16 protein-coding genes are annotated in these 18,759 nt (G+C 48.1%); 5 read left to right on the plus strand and 11 right to left on the minus strand.

Going from position 1 to position 18,759, the window contains the following annotated elements; genetic code table 11:
- Window positions 1-37 precede the first annotated feature (37 nt).
- A complete protein-coding gene (locus tag ACWA2B_RS05625) occupies window positions 38-991 on the minus strand; it encodes an alpha/beta hydrolase (RefSeq protein WP_029518657.1) in 954 nt (317 codons plus the stop codon).
- Between the two features lie 260 nt (window positions 992-1,251).
- Here ACWA2B_RS05625 and ACWA2B_RS05630 point away from each other — a divergent pair, with 260 nt between their 5' ends.
- Complete coding sequence (locus ACWA2B_RS05630; protein ID WP_029518658.1) at window positions 1,252-1,887, plus strand: NAD(P)-dependent oxidoreductase; 636 nt, start codon at window positions 1,252-1,254, stop codon at window positions 1,885-1,887.
- 159 nt (window positions 1,888-2,046) lie between these two features.
- Here ACWA2B_RS05630 and ACWA2B_RS05635 read toward each other — a convergent pair whose 3' ends face one another.
- The 8 genes from ACWA2B_RS05635 to kduI form a co-directional block, all read right to left on the minus strand.
- Window positions 2,047-3,234 (minus strand): cation:proton antiporter, encoded by a 1,188-nt coding sequence (locus tag ACWA2B_RS05635; RefSeq protein ID WP_029518659.1) that lies wholly within the window; start codon window positions 3,232-3,234, stop codon window positions 2,047-2,049.
- 353 nt (window positions 3,235-3,587) lie between these two features.
- Window positions 3,588-4,178, minus strand: coding sequence for a GNAT family N-acetyltransferase (locus ACWA2B_RS05640; protein WP_049817039.1), 591 nt, complete (start codon window positions 4,176-4,178; stop codon window positions 3,588-3,590).
- A 62-nt stretch (window positions 4,179-4,240) separates the two neighbouring features.
- Complete coding sequence (locus tag ACWA2B_RS05645; protein ID WP_340933584.1) at window positions 4,241-5,602, minus strand: MFS transporter; 1,362 nt, start codon at window positions 5,600-5,602, stop codon at window positions 4,241-4,243.
- 92 nt (window positions 5,603-5,694) lie between these two features.
- Window positions 5,695-6,846, minus strand: coding sequence for a winged helix-turn-helix domain-containing protein (locus ACWA2B_RS05650; RefSeq protein WP_449291781.1), 1,152 nt, complete (start codon window positions 6,844-6,846; stop codon window positions 5,695-5,697).
- Window positions 6,827-8,065, minus strand: coding sequence for a CynX/NimT family MFS transporter (locus ACWA2B_RS05655; RefSeq protein ID WP_449291782.1), 1,239 nt, complete (start codon window positions 8,063-8,065; stop codon window positions 6,827-6,829). Before ACWA2B_RS05655 ends, ACWA2B_RS05650 begins: the two co-directional genes overlap by 20 nt.
- 247 nt (window positions 8,066-8,312) lie before the next feature.
- Window positions 8,313-9,089 (minus strand): 2-dehydro-3-deoxy-D-gluconate 5-dehydrogenase KduD, encoded by a 777-nt coding sequence (gene kduD, locus ACWA2B_RS05660; RefSeq protein WP_069010990.1) that lies wholly within the window; start codon window positions 9,087-9,089, stop codon window positions 8,313-8,315.
- 49 nt (window positions 9,090-9,138) lie between these two features.
- Complete coding sequence (locus ACWA2B_RS05665) at window positions 9,139-9,783, minus strand: bifunctional 2-keto-4-hydroxyglutarate aldolase/2-keto-3-deoxy-6-phosphogluconate aldolase (RefSeq protein WP_029518665.1); 645 nt, start codon at window positions 9,781-9,783, stop codon at window positions 9,139-9,141.
- A gap of 78 nt (window positions 9,784-9,861) precedes the next feature.
- Window positions 9,862-10,692 (minus strand): 5-dehydro-4-deoxy-D-glucuronate isomerase, encoded by an 831-nt coding sequence (gene kduI, locus ACWA2B_RS05670; protein WP_209947685.1) that lies wholly within the window; start codon window positions 10,690-10,692, stop codon window positions 9,862-9,864.
- A 340-nt stretch (window positions 10,693-11,032) separates the two neighbouring features.
- Here kduI and ACWA2B_RS05675 point away from each other — a divergent pair, with 340 nt between their 5' ends.
- Window positions 11,033-11,989 carry a sugar kinase gene (locus ACWA2B_RS05675; protein WP_039271772.1) on the plus strand — a complete coding sequence of 319 codons (957 nt, stop codon included), beginning with the start codon at window positions 11,033-11,035 and terminating at the stop codon, window positions 11,987-11,989.
- 181 nt (window positions 11,990-12,170) lie between these two features.
- Here the strand turns inward: ACWA2B_RS05675 and ACWA2B_RS05680 are convergent, their stop codons facing one another.
- Both ACWA2B_RS05680 and ACWA2B_RS05685 read right to left on the minus strand, forming a co-directional pair.
- Complete coding sequence (locus ACWA2B_RS05680; protein ID WP_029518668.1) at window positions 12,171-13,184, minus strand: LacI family DNA-binding transcriptional regulator; 1,014 nt, start codon at window positions 13,182-13,184, stop codon at window positions 12,171-12,173.
- A gap of 256 nt (window positions 13,185-13,440) precedes the next feature.
- Entirely contained in the window at window positions 13,441-14,850 is a 1,410-nt protein-coding gene (locus tag ACWA2B_RS05685) for an MATE family efflux transporter (protein ID WP_029518669.1), read from the minus strand.
- Between the two features lie 358 nt (window positions 14,851-15,208).
- Between ACWA2B_RS05685 and ACWA2B_RS05690 the strand changes: the two genes are divergently transcribed.
- From ACWA2B_RS05690 to ACWA2B_RS05700, 3 genes are all read left to right on the plus strand, one after another.
- Window positions 15,209-16,216, plus strand: a complete 1,008-nt coding sequence (locus tag ACWA2B_RS05690; RefSeq protein ID WP_165145886.1) for an acrylyl-CoA reductase family protein — start codon at window positions 15,209-15,211, stop codon at window positions 16,214-16,216.
- 257 nt (window positions 16,217-16,473) lie between these two features.
- Complete coding sequence (locus ACWA2B_RS05695; RefSeq protein ID WP_449291783.1) at window positions 16,474-17,034, plus strand: RNA polymerase sigma factor; 561 nt, start codon at window positions 16,474-16,476, stop codon at window positions 17,032-17,034.
- Complete coding sequence (locus ACWA2B_RS05700; RefSeq protein ID WP_449291784.1) at window positions 16,994-18,679, plus strand: DUF4179 domain-containing protein; 1,686 nt, start codon at window positions 16,994-16,996, stop codon at window positions 18,677-18,679. The genes ACWA2B_RS05695 and ACWA2B_RS05700 overlap by 41 nt, the downstream gene beginning before the upstream one ends.
- Window positions 18,680-18,759 lie beyond the last annotated feature (80 nt).

Consider the following 18,759-nt stretch of genomic DNA (forward strand, 5'->3'; position numbering starts at 1 on the left):
ATCACACGACGACACCCTTAAAATGCTCTATAGTGTACTAGCCCTCAAACCCTTGGCGCAGCCATGAGGTAGCGAGCATGATCGCACCGCGCTTGGCCGCGGTTTCAGACAATGGGTTCAGCATCACAAAGTCGTGGATGATGCCCTGAAAGCGTGCAGCGGTCACATCCACCCCCGCTTCACGTAGCTTGTCCGCATAGGCCTCGCCTTCATCGCGCAGCACATCGGCCTCACCTGTAATGACCAGCGCACGTGGTAGCCCTTCGAGCTGTTCTGTGGTGGCACGTAATGGGGACGCCGTGATCTGCGCTCGTTCGTTGGGATCCGTCGTATATTGATCCCAAAACCATTGCATTCCTTCGCGGCTCAGGAAATATCCTGTGGCGAACTCATGATATGATTCTGTGTCAAAGGAAGCATCCGTCACTGGATAGAACAGCAACTGCTGGCGAATGGTAGGGCCGCTACGTTCTTTGGCCAGCAGCGTTACGGCCGCCGTCATATTACCGCCCACACTGTCTCCGGCTACCGTCAGCGTATCGGGCTTCAGCCCATGCTCGCGTCCGTGCTGTGCCACCCATTGAACGACCGCGTAAATTTCCTCAATCGCCGTCGGATATTTAGCTTCAGGGGACAAGCTGTATTCTGGAAATACAACTGCTGCCTGTGAGCCGACTGCCAATTCACGAATCAGGCGATCATGCGTATGAGCATTACCGAATACCCAGCCTGCTCCGTGAATATATACAATGACCGGGAGATCGCTTGTCACCTGTTGTGGGCGAACAATTCTGACCTTCACCTCACCGCCAGGCCCGCCTGGAATAGTTAGATCTTCTACATCTGCGGCAGGTTTGTCTGCTGGGCCGGATTGAACCTCATTGACCGTTTCACGTCCTTTTTCAGGACCCAAATCATATAGAAACGGAGGCTTGGCATTATCGTCTGCAAATTTCTGTGCTGCGGGTTCAAGCTGTACTTTTTTACTCATATCGATTCACTCTTCCTTTCTTTTCTGTGGTCTACATATATCCATTTTGGCTTAAGTTTGCTCATTCAGTTTTACCTTATATATTTAAACGAGTTCCTCTCTTTCCAATCGGAGGACTTTAGTTTGCCCAACAGAAGAGCTTGACTTTTATTTTATATTGTAACTATAATAGTTACATATTAAAGTTCGTAAATGCACTGAGTACACTTACGATCAAACGAATGAATCATCCACATCATATTTATAGGAGGCTATCTATTATGAAAATTGCAGTTATTGGTGCAACCGGTAAAGCAGGAAATAATATCGTAAAAGAAGCATTAGACAGAGGGCATGAAGTAACCGCCATCGTCCGTGACTCGTCCAAAGTAACAGAAAGTCGTGCTACTGTGGTACAAAAAGACGTTTTTGATCTGAAAACAGATGATCTGAAAGGTTTTGACGTAGTTGTTAATGCATTTGCCGCTCCACTCGGACAAGAGCATCTGCATGTCGATGCAGGTAACGTACTGATCGAAGCCCTGCGTAATGTATCCGGTACTCGCCTGATTGTCGTAGGTGGTGCAGGCAGCTTGTTCACTGATGAATCCCAAACACTTTTGGTAAAAGACGCTCCTGGCTTCCCTGATTTCGTATATCCAACAGCCAACAACCAAGGAAAAAACCTGGAAATTTTGCGTGGTACCAGCGACCTGAACTGGACCTTTATTAGCCCTTCTGCGGAATTTGCACTGGGTAAACGTACAGGCTCTTACCAAGTAGGAAAAGACACACTGTTGGTTAATTCCAAAGGTGCAAGCTATGTCAGTTACGAAGATTATGCAGTTGCCGTAGTGGACGAAATCGAAAAACCACAACATCTGAACCAACGCTTCACAGTGGTGTCCGAGTCCTAATTTCTCTATTCTTGCAGCACATTTAGCATAAAAAAGACCCTTCGACCATGTTCTCATGCTGCATGGAAAGTCCGCTCTACTCTAAAATCGGACTTTCCATGCACACTATGAGAAACTGAACCCGAAGGGTCTTTTTGTTATGACCTGTTGATACTCTCATTACAACTTATCAATGCTGGCCTTCTTTTCTGTATCGTGAGCGGAAGTCTCCCTCTTATCGCTAAAACACAGCTTGAGAATTGGAGGTGCAGCCAACGTTGTCAAAATGACGGCAATGATCACGGATGTAAAATATTGCTGTGCCAACAGACCCGACTGTAGACCGGTAGCTGCAATAATAAGTGCGACCTCGCCACGTGATATCATACCGGAGCCAATCGCAAGAGAAGAACGGTTATTGAAGCCCGTCAGCCGCGCGCCGAGGCCTCCTCCCACTAACTTCGTCACCAGCGCAATCAGTGTCAAAACAACAACAAATCCGAGCTGCTGCCCTACTCCCTCAAAGGAAACATTTAATCCAATGCTGACAAAAAAAACAGGAACAAAGATGGAATAAGCGATGGGTTCCACCTTTTCTTCTACGACGTGCTTAAAGCTTGTTTGTGCAATGGCAATCCCGGCAGCAAAAGCCCCGATAATGCCCGCCATCCCCAACATATCTGCAAAATACGCAAACCCAAAGCAAATAATCAACGCAGTCGTGATGACTGCTTCAGTCACCTTGAGTGGAGCGAGTATTTTCATAATCCACGGAACAACGAACCAGCCCCCCAGAATAGCTACGACGAAGAAAACTAGCTTTTTGCCAACAAGAAGTCCCAGCGAAGTCTCTCCACCCATACCGAATATACTCATTACTACCGCTAGCAGTACCACAACAAGCACATCGTCCAGCACCGCCGCACCCAAAATGGTCGAGCCCTCTCGGGTATTCAGCTTGTTCATATCCTTGAGCACCTGTACGGTAATACTTACCGAGGTAGCACTCAGAATGATCCCTAGAAACCAGCCTTCATGCACCGAGAATCCAAAGGCTTCCCCTACACCAAAACCACAAATTAGCGGTAAAATAATACCTCCAACCGCCACAGCTACCGCAGGCTTCCAATTACGTCGAAGTTGATCCAGATCCGTCTCCAGTCCAGCAATGAACATCAGCAACAGCACGCCGATTTCAGACATATCATGAATCAGCGAATCATTCTCAACCCATCCTAATACCGCTGGGCCCAGCACAATTCCTGCGATCAGCTTTCCTAGCACTGCTGGTTGACCGAGCCTGACAGACACATGACCCGCGACTTTTGTGAACAACAGAATCAGCAGAAGATACAATATAAATTGCATAGGCTGATAACCTCCTTTTGTTTAATCCTTGAACTTATTTGCAAAAATCCCATAAGCGACTTCCAATGAACAAGATATAGATCGGAGCGACTGGAATCGAATTTTGCAAATCCTAATCATAAAATGTAAAACAAACGTGCAAAATATGTGTCTGACCTTAACGGACAGCTCGCAAATAAAAAGGGGAACCCGAAATACAGCACAGGTTCCCCTAAAAAGACATAAAGGAGCCTTGGTGACAGGCTCCTCCGGTAATTCATATCTTCATTTGATGTTGTCGGTCATACTGGCGCAAACAAGCAACTTTATCTTTTAATTATATCTCTTCTGTTAACCCGTGTAAACGTGCTGAATCAATTTTCTACTTTTTTCACGTAGCGGTCGCGGTATTCGTGGTCCAGCATACTCATCAGAATCGAATCATGGTATTCATAATTGTAGAATAAAGCATCCCGTTGTACACCTTCGCGCTGAAAGCCTACTTTTTCATAGCAACGAATGGCACGTTCATTAAAATCAAATACATTCAGCTCAATCCGATGCAGGTTACAGATACCGAATCCGTAACCCAGCATGAGCACAAGCGCTCCGGTGCCGTAGCCCTTCCCCTGATTTCCCTGCTCATTGATCGCAATACGGATGTTGGCACTGCGATTCAGGCTGTCCATATCCTGCAGAGCTATATCTCCGATGACACGATCATCTTCGCGAAGCGCAATCAAGAGCAGCAGGCTTGAGGAATCCTGTCCTTTAGCTTCAATATAACGGGCAATTTGATCCTTGGTAAAGCTGCGTTGTGTGCCTGTCAGCCTCCGCACATCCTGATGGAACAATGTATTATAGTATAGCTCGGTGTCCTCCACGTTAACGGGACGCAAGTACACCCGAGATCCTTCAAGTAACCGTGCCACAGGCTCTGAGGCTGAAGTTTGTTGAGTCATCATGATCTCTCCCATGCTAAAAATATAAATGACGAAAATCGAAGTAAATTATTGCGCAAGTTTGACTACGCAAGGTCTGCATTTTGCTCCGTAGTCAGGCTAGAATCAGCGAGGGACTCGCGCCAAATTACGGATTGAAGCAGTAGTCCTGCCAAACCCAGAATTCCAACAGTCATTCCGATCCAGACAAAAGCCGTTCCCGCCCCTGCTATTCGGATCAATACTCCCCCGGCAAGCGGCGAAACGACCATGATTGCTCCAATCACGGTACTTTGGATACCGAAGACGCGTCCTACCATATCAGCAGGGGTTTTGGCTTGTAATATATAGTTCTGGGTGATAATGTACAGGCCGTTGCCCACGCCCAGCACAGCCCCGATCATAAGCAGTACGGGCCATCCTGTTCCGGGTTGCGCCCAGCCTAAAGCAGCAATAGCTCCGCCAACCAGTACATACCCACCACCAAGCCCCCAGCCTGCACTTATGCGATTCAAGCGATTAAGCACAAGCATGCAGCCGACGGCGCCAGCACCAATGGCTGAAACCAGCCAGCCAAGCAGTGACTCATTACCCGGAGCGAGCACTCGCAGCAGCGTAGGGAACTGGTAGTCGATCATGAGAATGGCGATTAAGCCGAAAAGTCCGAATATGAGCGTATGCAAAAGCATTCGACTGCGCCATAAGAACGCCCAGCCCTCACGCCATTGGTTGAAAAAGCGAGATGCGCGGACATGCTCCTCCCGCATTTGGACTTCATCAGCCTCAGGCGCTGTATGCGTAGCAGACTTTCCATGCTGCTCGGCTGCAACAGCTTGTTGGTCTGGGCTGACCAGCGCCGGACCGATTCCGCGAAGCGGCCACAGCAGCAGGCCGGAACAGAGGCGCAGCAATGCATTGAGAATAATGCATGCCTGGGGAGACAACACAGTCAAGGTCATAGCGCCCAGTAGCGGCCCTGCCACTTTGGAGGCCTGATTGACCAACCCATTCAGCGAGGTCGCCCGAAACAGGTCGTCGCTGGCGACTACCGTGCGGGTCAAGCCTTGCTGTGAAGGCATTTGAAATACGCCAGCCGCCGCGCGTAGACCGAGCAAAGGCAGCAGCCACACCGGACCTGGGACGGCGAGAATGGCCAGCGTCAATAAGGCAATAGCTGCATCGCAGACGATCATCAGCCGGGCCTTGTGTACCCGGTCAGCTAACGTGCCCGCGATAGAACCGAGCAGCAGACCCGGTAGCGCCATCACTACCGGAATCAGCGCAATCAGCATAGGGTCAGCTTCCCAGCGGTAGGCAACAAGCACCTGAATGGCGATAGCATCAAACCAATCGCCAAAGGAAGCAGCCGTGTGTGCCGCAAACATCCGCCGAAAACGGCCATTGCGCCAAATGCTAGGCGCGGATTGCAGTTCTTTCTTTTCCTTCATTATCTACTCACCCTGCTCTCATTTTCAGCTTTTTTTAGCAATAAGAACATTCTAGCGGGTCTATATCAGAGGAAAGTCAGACAGCTAAAAAATCAGGCCATTGAGATTGTCTGCTCCAGCCAGCGCCTTAGCGCCGAACGATGCAGTGTTAAACTGTTGTCCCGGTCAAGCTGATCATATTGAGCGGCATACTTCTCTTCCAGCGCTGGATAGGAACCGCAAAGCTTCAGGAACGAGCGAATTTGACATACCGCTTTGATTTTTAGTAATTCCTGTTTAGCCATATCAAGGGTATCCAATCCCTCATCCATGAGCCGCTCGGCGTTATCCACATCTCCAGTACGCAACAGCATAAGCCCGCGCATCATGCGATAACGGCCCAGCTCGCGCAAAAACGGGGCCTCCGACAGCATGCATTCCAGACGATCAGACAGTTCGGCAGCCTTTTCCATATGATTGGCAACCAGATGCATATACATCTCCATCAGCGCAACAGGCATCACAAAATTATCGAGATTATCCCGTTCCATGACCATCATGGTCAGTGGCAGACCTTCCTGGGCGTGTTCAGGTTGTCCGTTCTCTACATAAGCCTCCAGAATGTTGAGAATACGCAATTCCCGCTCCTGCGCTTCAGATAGCACTCCACTGGAAAGCGCACGCTCACATAGGACAAGCCCCTCATCCGTCACCCCTGCTGTGCACATATATAGCAGTAGCATCCAATACAATCGATCTGCGGGAGCAAAGTCCTCCCGTTCCAAGAACCAAGGCACATCCGCCTGTACAAAACGGGTATACATTTGATAAAAGACAGACAATTCAAAACCCATCTGCTCCTGCTGGGCAGCCAGCGCTACGATGGAATTTCCCTGCCCCAACAGCTGGTATTTGCGGAATAGTCCATGTACGGCGTCTTGCACCTCCTGATCGTGCAAGGACGGATGATTCTGTGGCTGCACGTCAGTCAAGGTCAAGCTGTAGCCATACCCTCTGACCGTATGAATACGGAGACCATCCCATGACTTAAGTTTTTTGCGCAATCTGTAGATATGATCATCTACCGTACGCTCCACCGGATACTCCAGCTGCCACACCCGATCCAGCAGTTGTTCACGGGTGAACACCTGGTTCCGGTTATCGTACAGAAAGCGCAACAGCGCAAATTCTTTAGCCAACAACATAACACGATCTGCATTACAAACGACACTGTAGCCATCTGCATTAAATTGTAGCCTGATCATCCACCTCGCCTCCGACATATCGTTTCTTGGCTGCACCCAGCCCTATAAACATAAGCAGAACACTCAGGCACAAGAGCAGCAGCAGCGGAATGGTCCAGCCTTGTGTCGCATCATGCAAATAACCGAACAGTGTCGGCCCGGTCGCTGCCAGCAAATACCCAAAGGATTGCGCCATACCCGACAACTCTGCTGCCTGCTGCGGTGTCCGCGTCCGCAAATTGAAGAACATCATCACTAACGGGAAGGCAAAACCACCCGCTATACCGATACATATGACCCAAATCACGCTCCACTGTGTAGCCCCAAGCAGAAATCCACCCAGACCGATAAAATACAGCGCAGCCATAATCAGAACCAATACCCGCTGATCCTTCACTCGCGCCGCCCAAATAGGCACAATAAAAGTAAATGGCATTTGCGCAAACTGCATCACAGACAGCATCCAGCCCGCAGTTTCTGAATCCATTCCCTGTCCGCTCATCATTTCAGGAAACCAGGCGGCAGGAACATAGAACAAGGCAGATTGCAGCCCCATAAACAGCGTCACCTTCCAGGCCAAAGACGATGTATATACATTCACGGTTCGGGCAGACACCGCCGCTTTATTAGCCGTTTTTCCTGCCTTAAGGAGTTGTGGCACCCAGAGTAAAATCCCTACGACACCTACAATCCCCCATATTCCCAAAGCACCTCGCCATCCCATACCTCCGTTCAGAGCCAGCGGTATACTCAGCCCGGATGCTGTTGCAGCGACCACGTTCATAGATACTGAATATACACCGGTCATCAGTCCGCTGTTGCGAGGAAACTCCTCTTTGATCAGACTGGGCAGCAACACATTACAGACGGCAATAGCCAGTCCCAGCATGGCGGTCCCGACAAATAATGCAGTAACCCCTAACGTTGAGCGCACTACAATACCTGCGGTCAACAGCAGCAAGGCTGCAAAAATAATAAGAGGCGATCCGAAGCGGCGCGACAGTTTGGCTACAAAAGGCGACAACAGGGCAAAAGCCAGCAGCGGCAATGTCGTTAATAGGCCACTCAGTGTATTTGAAATATACAAAGAATCCTTAATCAAACCGATAAGAGGTCCTACCGAGGTAATCGAGGCGCGCAGATTGGCACCTACCAGAATGATCCCTACGGCAAGCACCCAAGGACCGGCATGCCACAAAGATTTGTATACCAAAGCTCGTTGGTGTTGCTGTGAACTCATCTCTCCATTCTCCAATCTATCTGTGTTATGCTCAAAGGCTCCAACCAAGTGTACGGCTGGAGCCTAGCAATTTTTATCTCATTAAATTATAAAGGCATTCGTGCCATATGCATAGGACGGATCGACACAGCGCCCCAAGTCTTCAAGTTCAGCATATAGCTTCATTGAAAAAATAAAAGCTGCCTGAAAGGATAGTTTCCTTTTGAGGCAGCTTCCAGTTCATAAACTTCGATGCGACCAGCGCTGCTTAACGTACCAGCCAGCCGCCGTCCACCGCCAAGATATGACCGTTCATATAGTCGGAACCCTGACTGGCGAGGAAAACCACAACTCCCATCAAATCAGACGGATCGCCCCAACGACCCGCAGGAATACGCGACAGGATTTCTTGATTGCGATTTTCATCCGCACGGATTGGAGCTGTATTTGCCGTAGCAATATAACCCGGCGCAATCGCATTAATCTGAACGTTATGAACTGCCAGCTCGTTCGCAAATGCCTTGGTCAAACCAGCTACCGCATGCTTACTCGCTGTATACGGCGGAACAAATTTGCCACCCTGAAAAGCAAGCATAGAAGCGACATTGATAATCTTCCCGCTTTTTTGCTCTACCATCACCTTTGCCACTTCCTGGCTCAGATGATATACGGCATTCAGGTTAATCTCCATGACAGCGTCCCAATCCTCATCTTTATACTCCAGCAGAGGGGCGCGACGAATCGTACCTGCATTGTTTACAAGGATATCAATTTTACCGAATTCATTGACGCATTCTTCTACAATTTTTTTAATGGATTCTTTCTCTGTCAGATCAGCCTGATAAAAGGCAACCTTCACACCCGTTGGCTCCAGCAAACGTCTTGTTTCTTCATATTCATCATTGTTAGCTACAATGAACAGGTCTGCACCCGCTTTGGCCAAAGCTACGGAATACCCTTGACCCAAACCAGTGTTGCCTCCTGTTACAATCGCCGTTTTACCTTTTAGACTGAAAAAATCTAATGAAAAATGGTCCAGACCCATGCCTACGCCTCCATCACAAATTAGTATAAAAACCTATATTTCCTGAAGCCTACAGCGCTGCGCGTACTTCTTTATATTTAGCTACATAACGTGCTGCATTTTCTGTGATCAAGTCGTAGCGACCCTCTTTGGCTGGAGCCGTCAAATTACCCCCAATTCCCACGGCTACACATCCGTTACGCAACCAGGTTTCCATATTGTCCAGATCAACGCCACCCGTTGGCATAATCTGTACATGAGGCATCGGACCTCTAACGGCCTTAACAAAGTCCGCTCCCATCGCACTTCCCGGGAACAACTTCACGACATCGCTGCCCAATTTCATGGCTTCCTTGATCTCATTCAGCGTCATACAGCCAGGCATATAAGGAATCGCGTACAAATTGCATAGCTTCGCTGTTTCTTCTTCAAAAGAAGGACTCACGACAAACTCTGCTCCGGCCAGAATAGCAATTCTCGCCGTCAGTGACTCCAGTACCGTTCCTGCACCAATCACTGCCCGATCCTTAAATTCGTCTTTCAATCTTCGAATGACCTGATCCGCATCCGGCGTCGTAAATGTAAGCTCAATATTATCCAAGCCGCCTTCAATGCAGGCTTTAGACATGAGATACGCTTCCTCCGCTGTGTTTCCCCGAATGACTGCGACGACACCTACCGAAGTGATATGTTCCAAAACTTTCTTTTTCGTCATGTTCCTGATCCTTTCCACGAATGGGATGACCATGTACCTCAGCCGCTTGCAGGTTTACGCTCCAATACACTAATCGGATTAACGCAACTCGCTCATGGCAACCTGATCCATGTCTTTGTATGTTTTATTTTCACCGGCCATGCCCCAAATGAAGGTATAGCTGCCCGTAGCCGCACCACAGTGGATAGACCAAGGTGGAGAAATAACGGCTTCATCATTTTTCATTACCAGATGGCGCGTTTCGTTCGGTTCACCCATCAGGTGGAACATTCTTGCGTTCTCATCCAGTTCAAAGTAGAAATATACTTCCATACGACGGTCATGAACATGTGTTGGCATAGAGTTCCATACACTGCCGTTTTCCAACGTCGTCATCCCCATAACCAATTGGCAACTTTGAATGCCTTCATCATGGATAAAGCGACGCAACGTACGGTTGTTGGCTGATTCCTGCGAACCCAGACTTTCAGAAGGTACATCGGCAAAAGACTGCTTCGTCGTCGGATACGTGGTATGAGCCAAAGCTGAAACAATATAAAATTTCGCAGGCTTTTCACTGGAATCGCTTTCAAAGATCAACTCCTTGCCACCTTTACCTACGTAGAGACAGTCTTTTGTGGCCAGCTCGTAAGTTTCACCGTCCACCTTGACCGTACCGCTACCCCCAACATTAAAAATGCCCAGTTCGCGGCGCTCCAGGAAAGTTTCCGCTTTGATTTGATCGTTACCTTCCAGTGCAACAGATTTATTCACGGGATAAATGCCCCCGATAATGACACGATCTTCATGCGTATAGACCAGCTTTACCTCCTCAGGTACAAACAGTTCCTGGATTAGATAGTGCTGACGCAACTCTTCAGTCGTAAAATGTTTGGCATGTTCGGGATGAGTTGAATAACGCATTTCCATAAAAACATTCCTCCTGTTTAGATAAACTTTTTTATCAACGGAATTGTTGTAAAAGCGGTTTCTAACTCTACTTCTTAGCTAGAATTGTAATAATTATCTAAGGGAGTGTCAACCTAAAACTTCGATTTTCCTAGAAAAACCCTTAATACACACGAAGTTTCACACGTTTTTTACCTTTTGATAAACAAAACCACATTTTTTTATCTATATTACCCAAAAAGTTTTTAGCAAATATATCAACTTCATCATTGTGAAAAACCGATTTATGTGATAATTTCAATTTATTCAGTTGGTGCATGCGCTTACAGATTAAGTTTACTAAACACAAGGAGGAATTCAAATGACCGCAACATTGGATGCTGTTACCTTCGGAGAACCGATGGCCATGTTTTACGCCAATGAAGCAGGCTCTCTGGATGAGGTGCGTTCATTCACCAAAGCGTTGGCCGGGGCAGAGACGAATGTTTCGGCAGGTTTGTCGCGTTTGGGGCTACGTGCCGGACTCGTAACCAAACTCGGCGAGGATACGTTCGGCAAGTTCATTGCCGATGCGCTACGTCAGGAAGGAATCGACACCCAGAATGTCATGTTTACCAAAGACCACTCTACCGGGATGCTGATTAAATCCAAAGTTATAAGTGGGGACCCCGAGGTGGAATACTTCCGCAAGCATTCCGCCGCTTCCACACTGAGCATCGCTGATTTTAACGAAGCTTACTTTGCCGGGGCTCGCCATCTGCATTTTACAGGTATTTCCGTTGCCCTCTCCGCTGAATGCCGCGAATTCGCACGACATGCGCGGCAATTCATGAAGAAGGCAGGCAAAACTGTATCCTTCGACCCTAACCTAAGACCCAAATTATGGCCTGACACACAAACGATGGTGGAGGCGATTAACGAAGCATCTGAGGGATGCGACTGGCTTCTACCGGGGATTCATGAAGGTAAAATATTGACGGGCTATACTTCGCCCGAGGATATTGCTTCGTTCTACCTTGACCGTGGTACCTCACTGGTCATCATCAAGCTGGGAACCGAAGGCGCATATTACAAATCTGCAGATGCTGAGGGATATGTCAAACGCTTCCGCGTAGATCATGTCGTGGATACCGTCGGTGCGGGTGACGGATTTGCCGCAGGTGTTATCAGCGCGCTACTGGAAGGCTTGCCCCTGGCAGAGGCAGTCAAACGCGGTAATGCACTTGGTGCGCTGGCTGTCATGTCAGCCGGAGACATGGATGGCTATCCGACGCGAGCCGAACTGGAATCTTTTTTGCTCAGCGCCAGCACAAATTAGTCCGGGATCATCCCCCGCGTAACCTTCACTGCTATGAGCGCAAGCTCAACAAAGGCCGCATCCAAAGTCGGCTTAACTTCCAATAGCCCGTATTCGCATTTGTGTGACCTGAGCAGCATACGCATACTCAGGTCGTACAAAGGAATACGGGCTATTTTATAATATAAGACATGATGCTCGTCTACAGCGTTTTGACGGATTCTCCCCGATTGATATCCGGCACAAATCGGTAAATAATCGGAACCGATTCGCCGCCTTCCTCAATACTGGACAGCAGCGTTTTTGCCGCCTGCTTCCCCATATCCGCAATCGGTTGCGTAATGGTCGTAATCGGCGGATTGTAAATATGGGCAAACTCCGCATCGTCAATTCCGATAATGGACAGCTCTGCCGGAATGCGTATACGGCGGGCATTCACATACTTCAACACCTCAGCCAACACGATATCATTCCCGGCCAACAGCGCAGTCGGCGGCTCAGGCAGTTGGAAAAGCTCCTTCAGCGTCTGCTGGATTTCTTCTCTCGGCACGCTGTGCATATATTCTTCTCGAAATGGCATACCATGCTCTTCCAACGCCTTCTTGTATCCGCTGAGCCGCTCCACTCGTGGAGTAATCCGATTCAAGCCAAGGGGCAAGGTAATCAGCGCAATTCGCTCATGCTTGTGAGCCACAAGTTCCTGAATCGCCAGCTTAATCGCCATTTCGTTATCCAGCAGCAGGCTACGTGTATTGACACCGTCCACCAAGCGGTCCAAAAACACCAATGGATACTTTTCACGAATGAGCTGGTTGTAAATGTCTGCATGCTTTCCTGTCGGGAAGATGATTAAGCCGTCCACTTGACGGGCCTTGAGCATCTCAATATACTGGCCTTCCTTGTCGGGGTTTTCATCGGCGTTGCAAATGATCACCTGAATGCCAAAAAGCTGCAATTCCTCCTCAATCGCACGGATAGACTGGATCGACAGCGTATAATCAATGTTGGCTACAATGACTCCCACCATAAACGTCCGGTTCTGCTTCAAGCTGCGGGCCAGCCCGTTAGGCTGATAATTCAGCTCTTGAATAACCTCGGCAATCCGGTCCCTTGTCTGGTCGCTCATATATTTATATCGTTTGTTCAGAAATTGCGAGACAGTGCTTTTAGACACTCCTGCCTTCTGGGCAACATCTTCAATCGTCGGCTTCTTCATCGGTACACTCCTTGTCTTTCATGTACTGCGTTAGTGCAACAAAAGTATATCTTTTTTTTAGTAAATTTACCAGACTTCTATTTATGAAAGCCATTATGATATAAGTTGAACTTCAAAATTGCCTATCGTGCCACTGTATAAAAGGATGGTTCTCCCGGCAGCAAAAGAGGCAGTTCAAGATGTTCTCTTGAACTGCCTCCACGTATACAACTCTATCGAAAAGCTAGGTTCCAGTTGGCCCTAAATACTACTCGGATCAGTGTGCTGGAACAGGCGTTGCAGACTGATCTGGTGTATCGTGCTCGATCAGCGCATGCTTTTCCCATAACCGGCTTTTCCAGCGGGCATACATGATGACAGCACGAGTCCATTCATCAGCAGCAATCGCCAGCCACACACCGGCGAGCCCCATATCCAGCTTGAACACCAGCAGATAACCCAGCGGCAAGCTCATGCAGACCATAGAGATTAGTCCCATAAAAACCGGGAACTTGGCATCTCCAGCAGCACGCAACGAGTTAATAATGACGATATTCGTCGTCCGGCCAGTTTCTAGCAGAATGCTAAGTAAAATGACTTGCGCTCCTAAGCGGATAATTTCAGGGTTCTCTGTAAATAAACCGAGCAAAGGTACACGGAAAAAGATAACCACCGCATCAATAATCACAGTCACGAGTAGCGCCCATTTCACACTGTTCAATACACGTTTATAAGCCGTATCCTTCTCTCTGGCTCCCACGAGCCTTCCCACTACGATAGCCGTTCCCATACCAACGGCCATACTGAACAAATAAATATAGCTCGAAATATTATTGGCATATTGACGTGTCGCCATCGCTTCTGCGCCCAGATAGGTCACATACAGTGTGAATATGAGCTGACACGACTGATACATGATAGACTCCAGCGCGGATGGTACACCAATACGCAATATTTTAGAGATAAACTTTTTGGACAAGTGAACGTAATATTTCCACTCGACACGAACCTCAGTGACCCGGTACATCAGCCAGAAGAAGATCAAGAGACAAATAAAGCGGCTACCTACTGTAGAAATAGCAGCACCTTCTACACCGAGTGCTGGCATTCCCCAATGCCCCAAAATCAAAACATAGTTGCCGACCACGTGGATCACGTTCATAAAAACCGATACATACATCGTTTCTTTGGTAAAACCGTGCGTACGAATGGTCGCCGCCAGCGCGTTAATCAATGCCTGAAGGAAAATAGCCCCCCCGACGATGCTCATATAGGATTCCGCATACGTAAGAATGTCCCCCTGGACATTCAACCATTGCAACATATGCGTACCAAACACAAGAAAAATTACGCTTAGCAAAAGACCTACCATCAAATTCAACGTAATGGCCGTACCTGTAACCTGGGCCGCTTCGACTAGTTTCTTAGAACCGATATATTGAGCTACGACGATAGCAGCGCCGTTGCCGATAACCTCCAGTACAAGGATAGCGATTGAAATAATTTGATTGGACGCGCCCACACCCGACACTGCATTATCAGATACAGAGCTGAGCATGAATGTATCGACGCTTCCCATTAACATAAACAGGAATAATTCAAGGAAAATAGGCCATGTCAAACGGAACAAATTCAGTTCCTTGGCTTCGGACAATACCGAACCATTTTTTAGTGCTCTGGTTGTCATTCATTCACCTTTCTTCATAGATTTATTTAACGATCAAAAGGTATGTTAGCATAGTCATTCTGAAAATACATCCCGTTTACGTAAAATGATTTGCAAAATGCGTAAGAATTCATTTATCACCCTCTTTATAATTGATTATCGAACTTTATTGAAACAGGATATTACAAGAATATACCGGCAAATCTGGGCTTATCGACGCAATTATGAGCTAAAGAGTATAATAGAATACGAGCCTGTGAGCATTGCCGCTGACAGGTTGTGAAAATTGTTGTACGCTTCCTAAGCATAATTCACGAATTAAAGAGGGAATATATAGGACATTCATAGGGTTAAAAGGTAATAAAGGAGGCTTTTACAGATGACTCAATCATTTCAAGCCCTTGTCGTTGATCAGACGCAGGACGGTGAAGTTCAAGCAGAGGTGCGTTCTCTGGAAGCTAGCAGTTTACCTGCTGGAGAAGTATTGATTCGTGTCGCTTATTCCAGCATCAACTATAAAGATGGGCTTGCTGCCCGCAAGGATGGCAATATCGTCAAATCCTATCCGTTCGTACCAGGCATAGATTGCTCAGGAACCGTCGTCTCTTCGGAGGATAGCCGCTTTAGCGAAGGACAAGCGGTGCTCGTTACCGGATACGGGCTGGGTGTGTCTCAATTCGGAGGATTCAGCCAATATGCACGCGTGCCTGCGGACTGGGTGGTTCCACTTCCAGACGGACTCACGCCGAGAGAGGCGATGATTTTCGGGACAGCCGGATTCACCGCGGCCCTGTCGTTATATCGGCTGGAGCAAAACGGCGTTACTCCGGAGCAGGGGAAGGTACTTGTCACCGGAGCGACGGGCGGCGTAGGCGGGGCAGCTATTGCCTTGCTGAACAAGAGAGGCTATCATGTCGTAGCCAGCAGTGGCAAGGCCGATGCGCATGATTACCTCAAGGCGCTCGGAGCAGCCGAGGTTATTTCTCGCGAGGAGGTCTACGACGGCGCGGAGAGCATCCGCCCGCTGAGCAAGCAGCTTTGGCAAGCGGCTGTTGATCCTGTAGGCGGAAAGCCGCTCGCTTCGCTGCTCAGCCAGATCGCCTACAACGGCTCCGTTGCCGTGAGCGGCCTGACGGCAGGAACCAAGCTGCCTACGACGGTGCTGCCGTTTATTTTGCGCGGCGTAAGTCTGCTGGGCATAGACTCTGTCTTCTGCCCATACGACACCCGTGTAGCGATCTGGAAGCGACTTGGCAGCGAATGGAAGCCGGAACAGCTAGAGCAGCTCGTTGAGCGCGAAGTCGGATTGGCCGACCTGCCCAGCGCGCTCGAAGACATCCTTGCAGCCCGCTCGCAAGGAAGAACGCTTGTACGACTGGCTGACTAAGCAGAAAGATATCGGCAATCTATCTGTTAACCTGGTTTTGCGTGAGGAAATATTCATTCCGTAGGGTCTAGCTTTGCAAAACATAAGAAGCTTGTAAATCTGAACTTTTGAGATTTACAGGCTTCTTTTTTCGTGTGATACATTTGAAGAAAAACAAAATATATCGAATCAGACGGTTTACTTTTCGCAACCAAATGAACCTTATGAGGGCCTCAGTTGTTATATAGATAAACTGCACAAGAAAGGAGAGCACATCATTGGAGAGTAATCGAGAGTTGTTTGATTTGTATCAACGAGATGTATACCGAACCTGCTACTACATGGTACATAACGCATCGGATGCAGAGGATTTAACGCAGGAAGTGTTTATCACCCTGTTTCGCAGCAATCGTGAACAGATCGAACAACTAAAAGCCTGGATTATGAAAATTACGGTCAATCATTGTCTGAATTACCTTAAACGCCGGAAAAGCCTGCATTTGAAAGTATCGGCTAATCCCTATTTATTTAGCGGGGCGGAAGGTAAGCCTGTAGACAAGCTGGTGGAAGAACGCGAATCGACAGAAGAATGGATCGTTTATATGAATCGCCTTCCAGCCAAAATCCGCGCTGTGCTGACCCTCCGCTATATGCATGATTTCACACTGGCAGAAATATCAAAACTGCTGGAAATTCCGCTGGGAACCGTCAAATCGAGGACTCACAAAGGACTAAAGTTATTGGAGCAAATACTGCGGGATGCAGGTGTAGAAATTCCCGAGATGGAAGGAGAGAACTATGAACAACGTGGAAAAGGCATTGAAGCGCAAGTTAAATAATGATTCGGAAATGGCCTATCCTGACTTCGATGAGATGTGGACTCGGATGGAACAAGCAGGACAGACCACCCCCGTTCTGACTGATGCTTCCGATTCATTTACCCCGCACCGACACAGAAATTGGCGCAAAATAGCTGTCGCTGCCTCTCTGAGTGCGCTTCTCGTTGCCGTTCCCGTCTATGCCGCCATCCATTATAATTGGGGCAATCTGCTGCACGGAAGAAGCGGCATTCAGACGGCACTAAATCAAGACCTTGGACAGCCCTTGGAGCAATCCGTAACCAGAGACGGAGTGAAGCTGACGCTGCATACCGCTATTGTCGATGAGAACCGGACCGTGATTCTGTACAGCTTGGAGGTCGGAAAACGGGCAGAGAACGAGTTTTGGAATGTCAAAGGTGTATCGCTAAAAGGTGCTGCGGGGGAAAGCAGTGCAGGGGAATATAACTTTCAGCAATGGGACCCGAAAAATCAACGGTACAACGGATACTTTGAAAGTGACTGGACACCGCAGCAAGAAACAGAGAACATGCGGCTGACCGTAGATCATATAGAGCTCACCAGCGTTCAGGAACTGGAATTGCCGCTCGATGTCACATCGCCTCAGATGCAGACATTCAAGCTGGATCGTAACGGCTTACAAGATATGAAGGTACAGGTATTTCAACAAGGGAAGGATAAGCTGATGCTGTCCTCGGCAATCACCTTCGATTCCTCCATACCCAAGAAATGGGACAATCCACAAATCGTTGCTTACCAAGGCGGTGAGCCCGTGATGTCGCAGCCTGGGGGGACTTTTGGCAAACCCGGAGATAACGGGGAGTATACAGCCCAGCAGTATTTTTCTAAAGCAGATATACCGGAAGGACAGACTGCTTTCAAACTGCAATATGCGCAAACTGAGAAAAGTATACATGAACCCATAAAATTCGACCTGCAGCTAAGCAAGAAGAAGATGGAAAGCGGGACGATTAAAAGCGTGCTGAATACCCCATTGGAAAAAGACAATCGGAATGTTTTGCTAGAACAAATGATTGTCACACCTACACAAATCCGTGTCACGATCAGAAGCAAGGAGAAATTCGCCATGTTACCTTATCAAAAGTACTTTCTTTCTGTGAACGGCACAACGTTAGAGGGTAACCGTTGGTCTTCACCTGATCAGGAGCACGATCTGAATACGATCCGTTTTGAACGACCGTCCCATCTTGTGATTACCAAGGACACTCCTATTACTTTTACAGGCAAATATAAAGTCACGATCCATTCGGATGACAAAACACCACAGCTTTTAACTGATATATCTGACCAGAAGCAGACACTAACGACGCAAATAGGTGGCTATCCTGTGAAGTGGACTTACTACAAACAGGAATCAGACTTATTCGTAGAAACCGAAAGCGAGGACGCTCACTTTGGAGGGATTAACCAGACGCATATTAGCCTGGGTAAAGAACGGATCATTGGCAAGCCGATCACAGCCAATTTTGCCGGAGACGGCAATAACAAGGCAGTGGATGTCTACAAGAACTTCAAAGGGAAGGAAGCTTCTATCTATATGTTCTACTATACAACGGACGACCCGGAAGCAGAGACAACCGTATCCTTGCAGCCTCTGACAAGCAACAGCGAAGCATCTAAATAGTAATGCTATAAAAAGAGGGTCCTCTATACCTGTGTGAACCGTGGTATAGGGAGCCCCTTTTTATTTTCCTGGTAAGGCAC

The organism is Paenibacillus sp. CMM36 (assembly GCF_053570945.1).

Coding starts and splice junctions, on each gene's coding strand:
- ACWA2B_RS05665 (WP_029518665.1), bottom strand. CDS start 9,783: ATGACGAAAAAGAAAGTTTTGGAACATATCACTTCGGTAGGTGTCGTC.
- ACWA2B_RS05625 (WP_029518657.1), bottom strand. CDS start 991: ATGAGTAAAAAAGTACAGCTTGAACCCGCAGCACAGAAATTTGCAGAC.
- ACWA2B_RS05635 (WP_029518659.1), bottom strand. CDS start 3,234: ATGCAATTTATATTGTATCTTCTGCTGATTCTGTTGTTCACAAAAGTC.
- kduD (WP_069010990.1), bottom strand. CDS start 9,089: ATGGGTCTGGACCATTTTTCATTAGATTTTTTCAGTCTAAAAGGTAAA.
- ACWA2B_RS05630 (WP_029518658.1), top strand. CDS start 1,252: ATGAAAATTGCAGTTATTGGTGCAACCGGTAAAGCAGGAAATAATATC.
- ACWA2B_RS05680 (WP_029518668.1), bottom strand. CDS start 13,184: ATGAAGAAGCCGACGATTGAAGATGTTGCCCAGAAGGCAGGAGTGTCT.
- ACWA2B_RS05675 (WP_039271772.1), top strand. CDS start 11,033: ATGACCGCAACATTGGATGCTGTTACCTTCGGAGAACCGATGGCCATG.
- ACWA2B_RS05640 (WP_049817039.1), bottom strand. CDS start 4,178: ATGATGACTCAACAAACTTCAGCCTCAGAGCCTGTGGCACGGTTACTT.
- ACWA2B_RS05685 (WP_029518669.1), bottom strand. CDS start 14,850: ATGACAACCAGAGCACTAAAAAATGGTTCGGTATTGTCCGAAGCCAAG.
- ACWA2B_RS05690 (WP_165145886.1), top strand. CDS start 15,209: ATGACTCAATCATTTCAAGCCCTTGTCGTTGATCAGACGCAGGACGGT.
- ACWA2B_RS05650 (WP_449291781.1), bottom strand. CDS start 6,846: ATGATCAGGCTACAATTTAATGCAGATGGCTACAGTGTCGTTTGTAAT.
- ACWA2B_RS05700 (WP_449291784.1), top strand. CDS start 16,994: ATGAACAACGTGGAAAAGGCATTGAAGCGCAAGTTAAATAATGATTCG.
- ACWA2B_RS05655 (WP_449291782.1), bottom strand. CDS start 8,065: ATGAGTTCACAGCAACACCAACGAGCTTTGGTATACAAATCTTTGTGG.
- kduI (WP_209947685.1), bottom strand. CDS start 10,692: ATGGAAATGCGTTATTCAACTCATCCCGAACATGCCAAACATTTTACG.
- ACWA2B_RS05645 (WP_340933584.1), bottom strand. CDS start 5,602: ATGAAGGAAAAGAAAGAACTGCAATCCGCGCCTAGCATTTGGCGCAAT.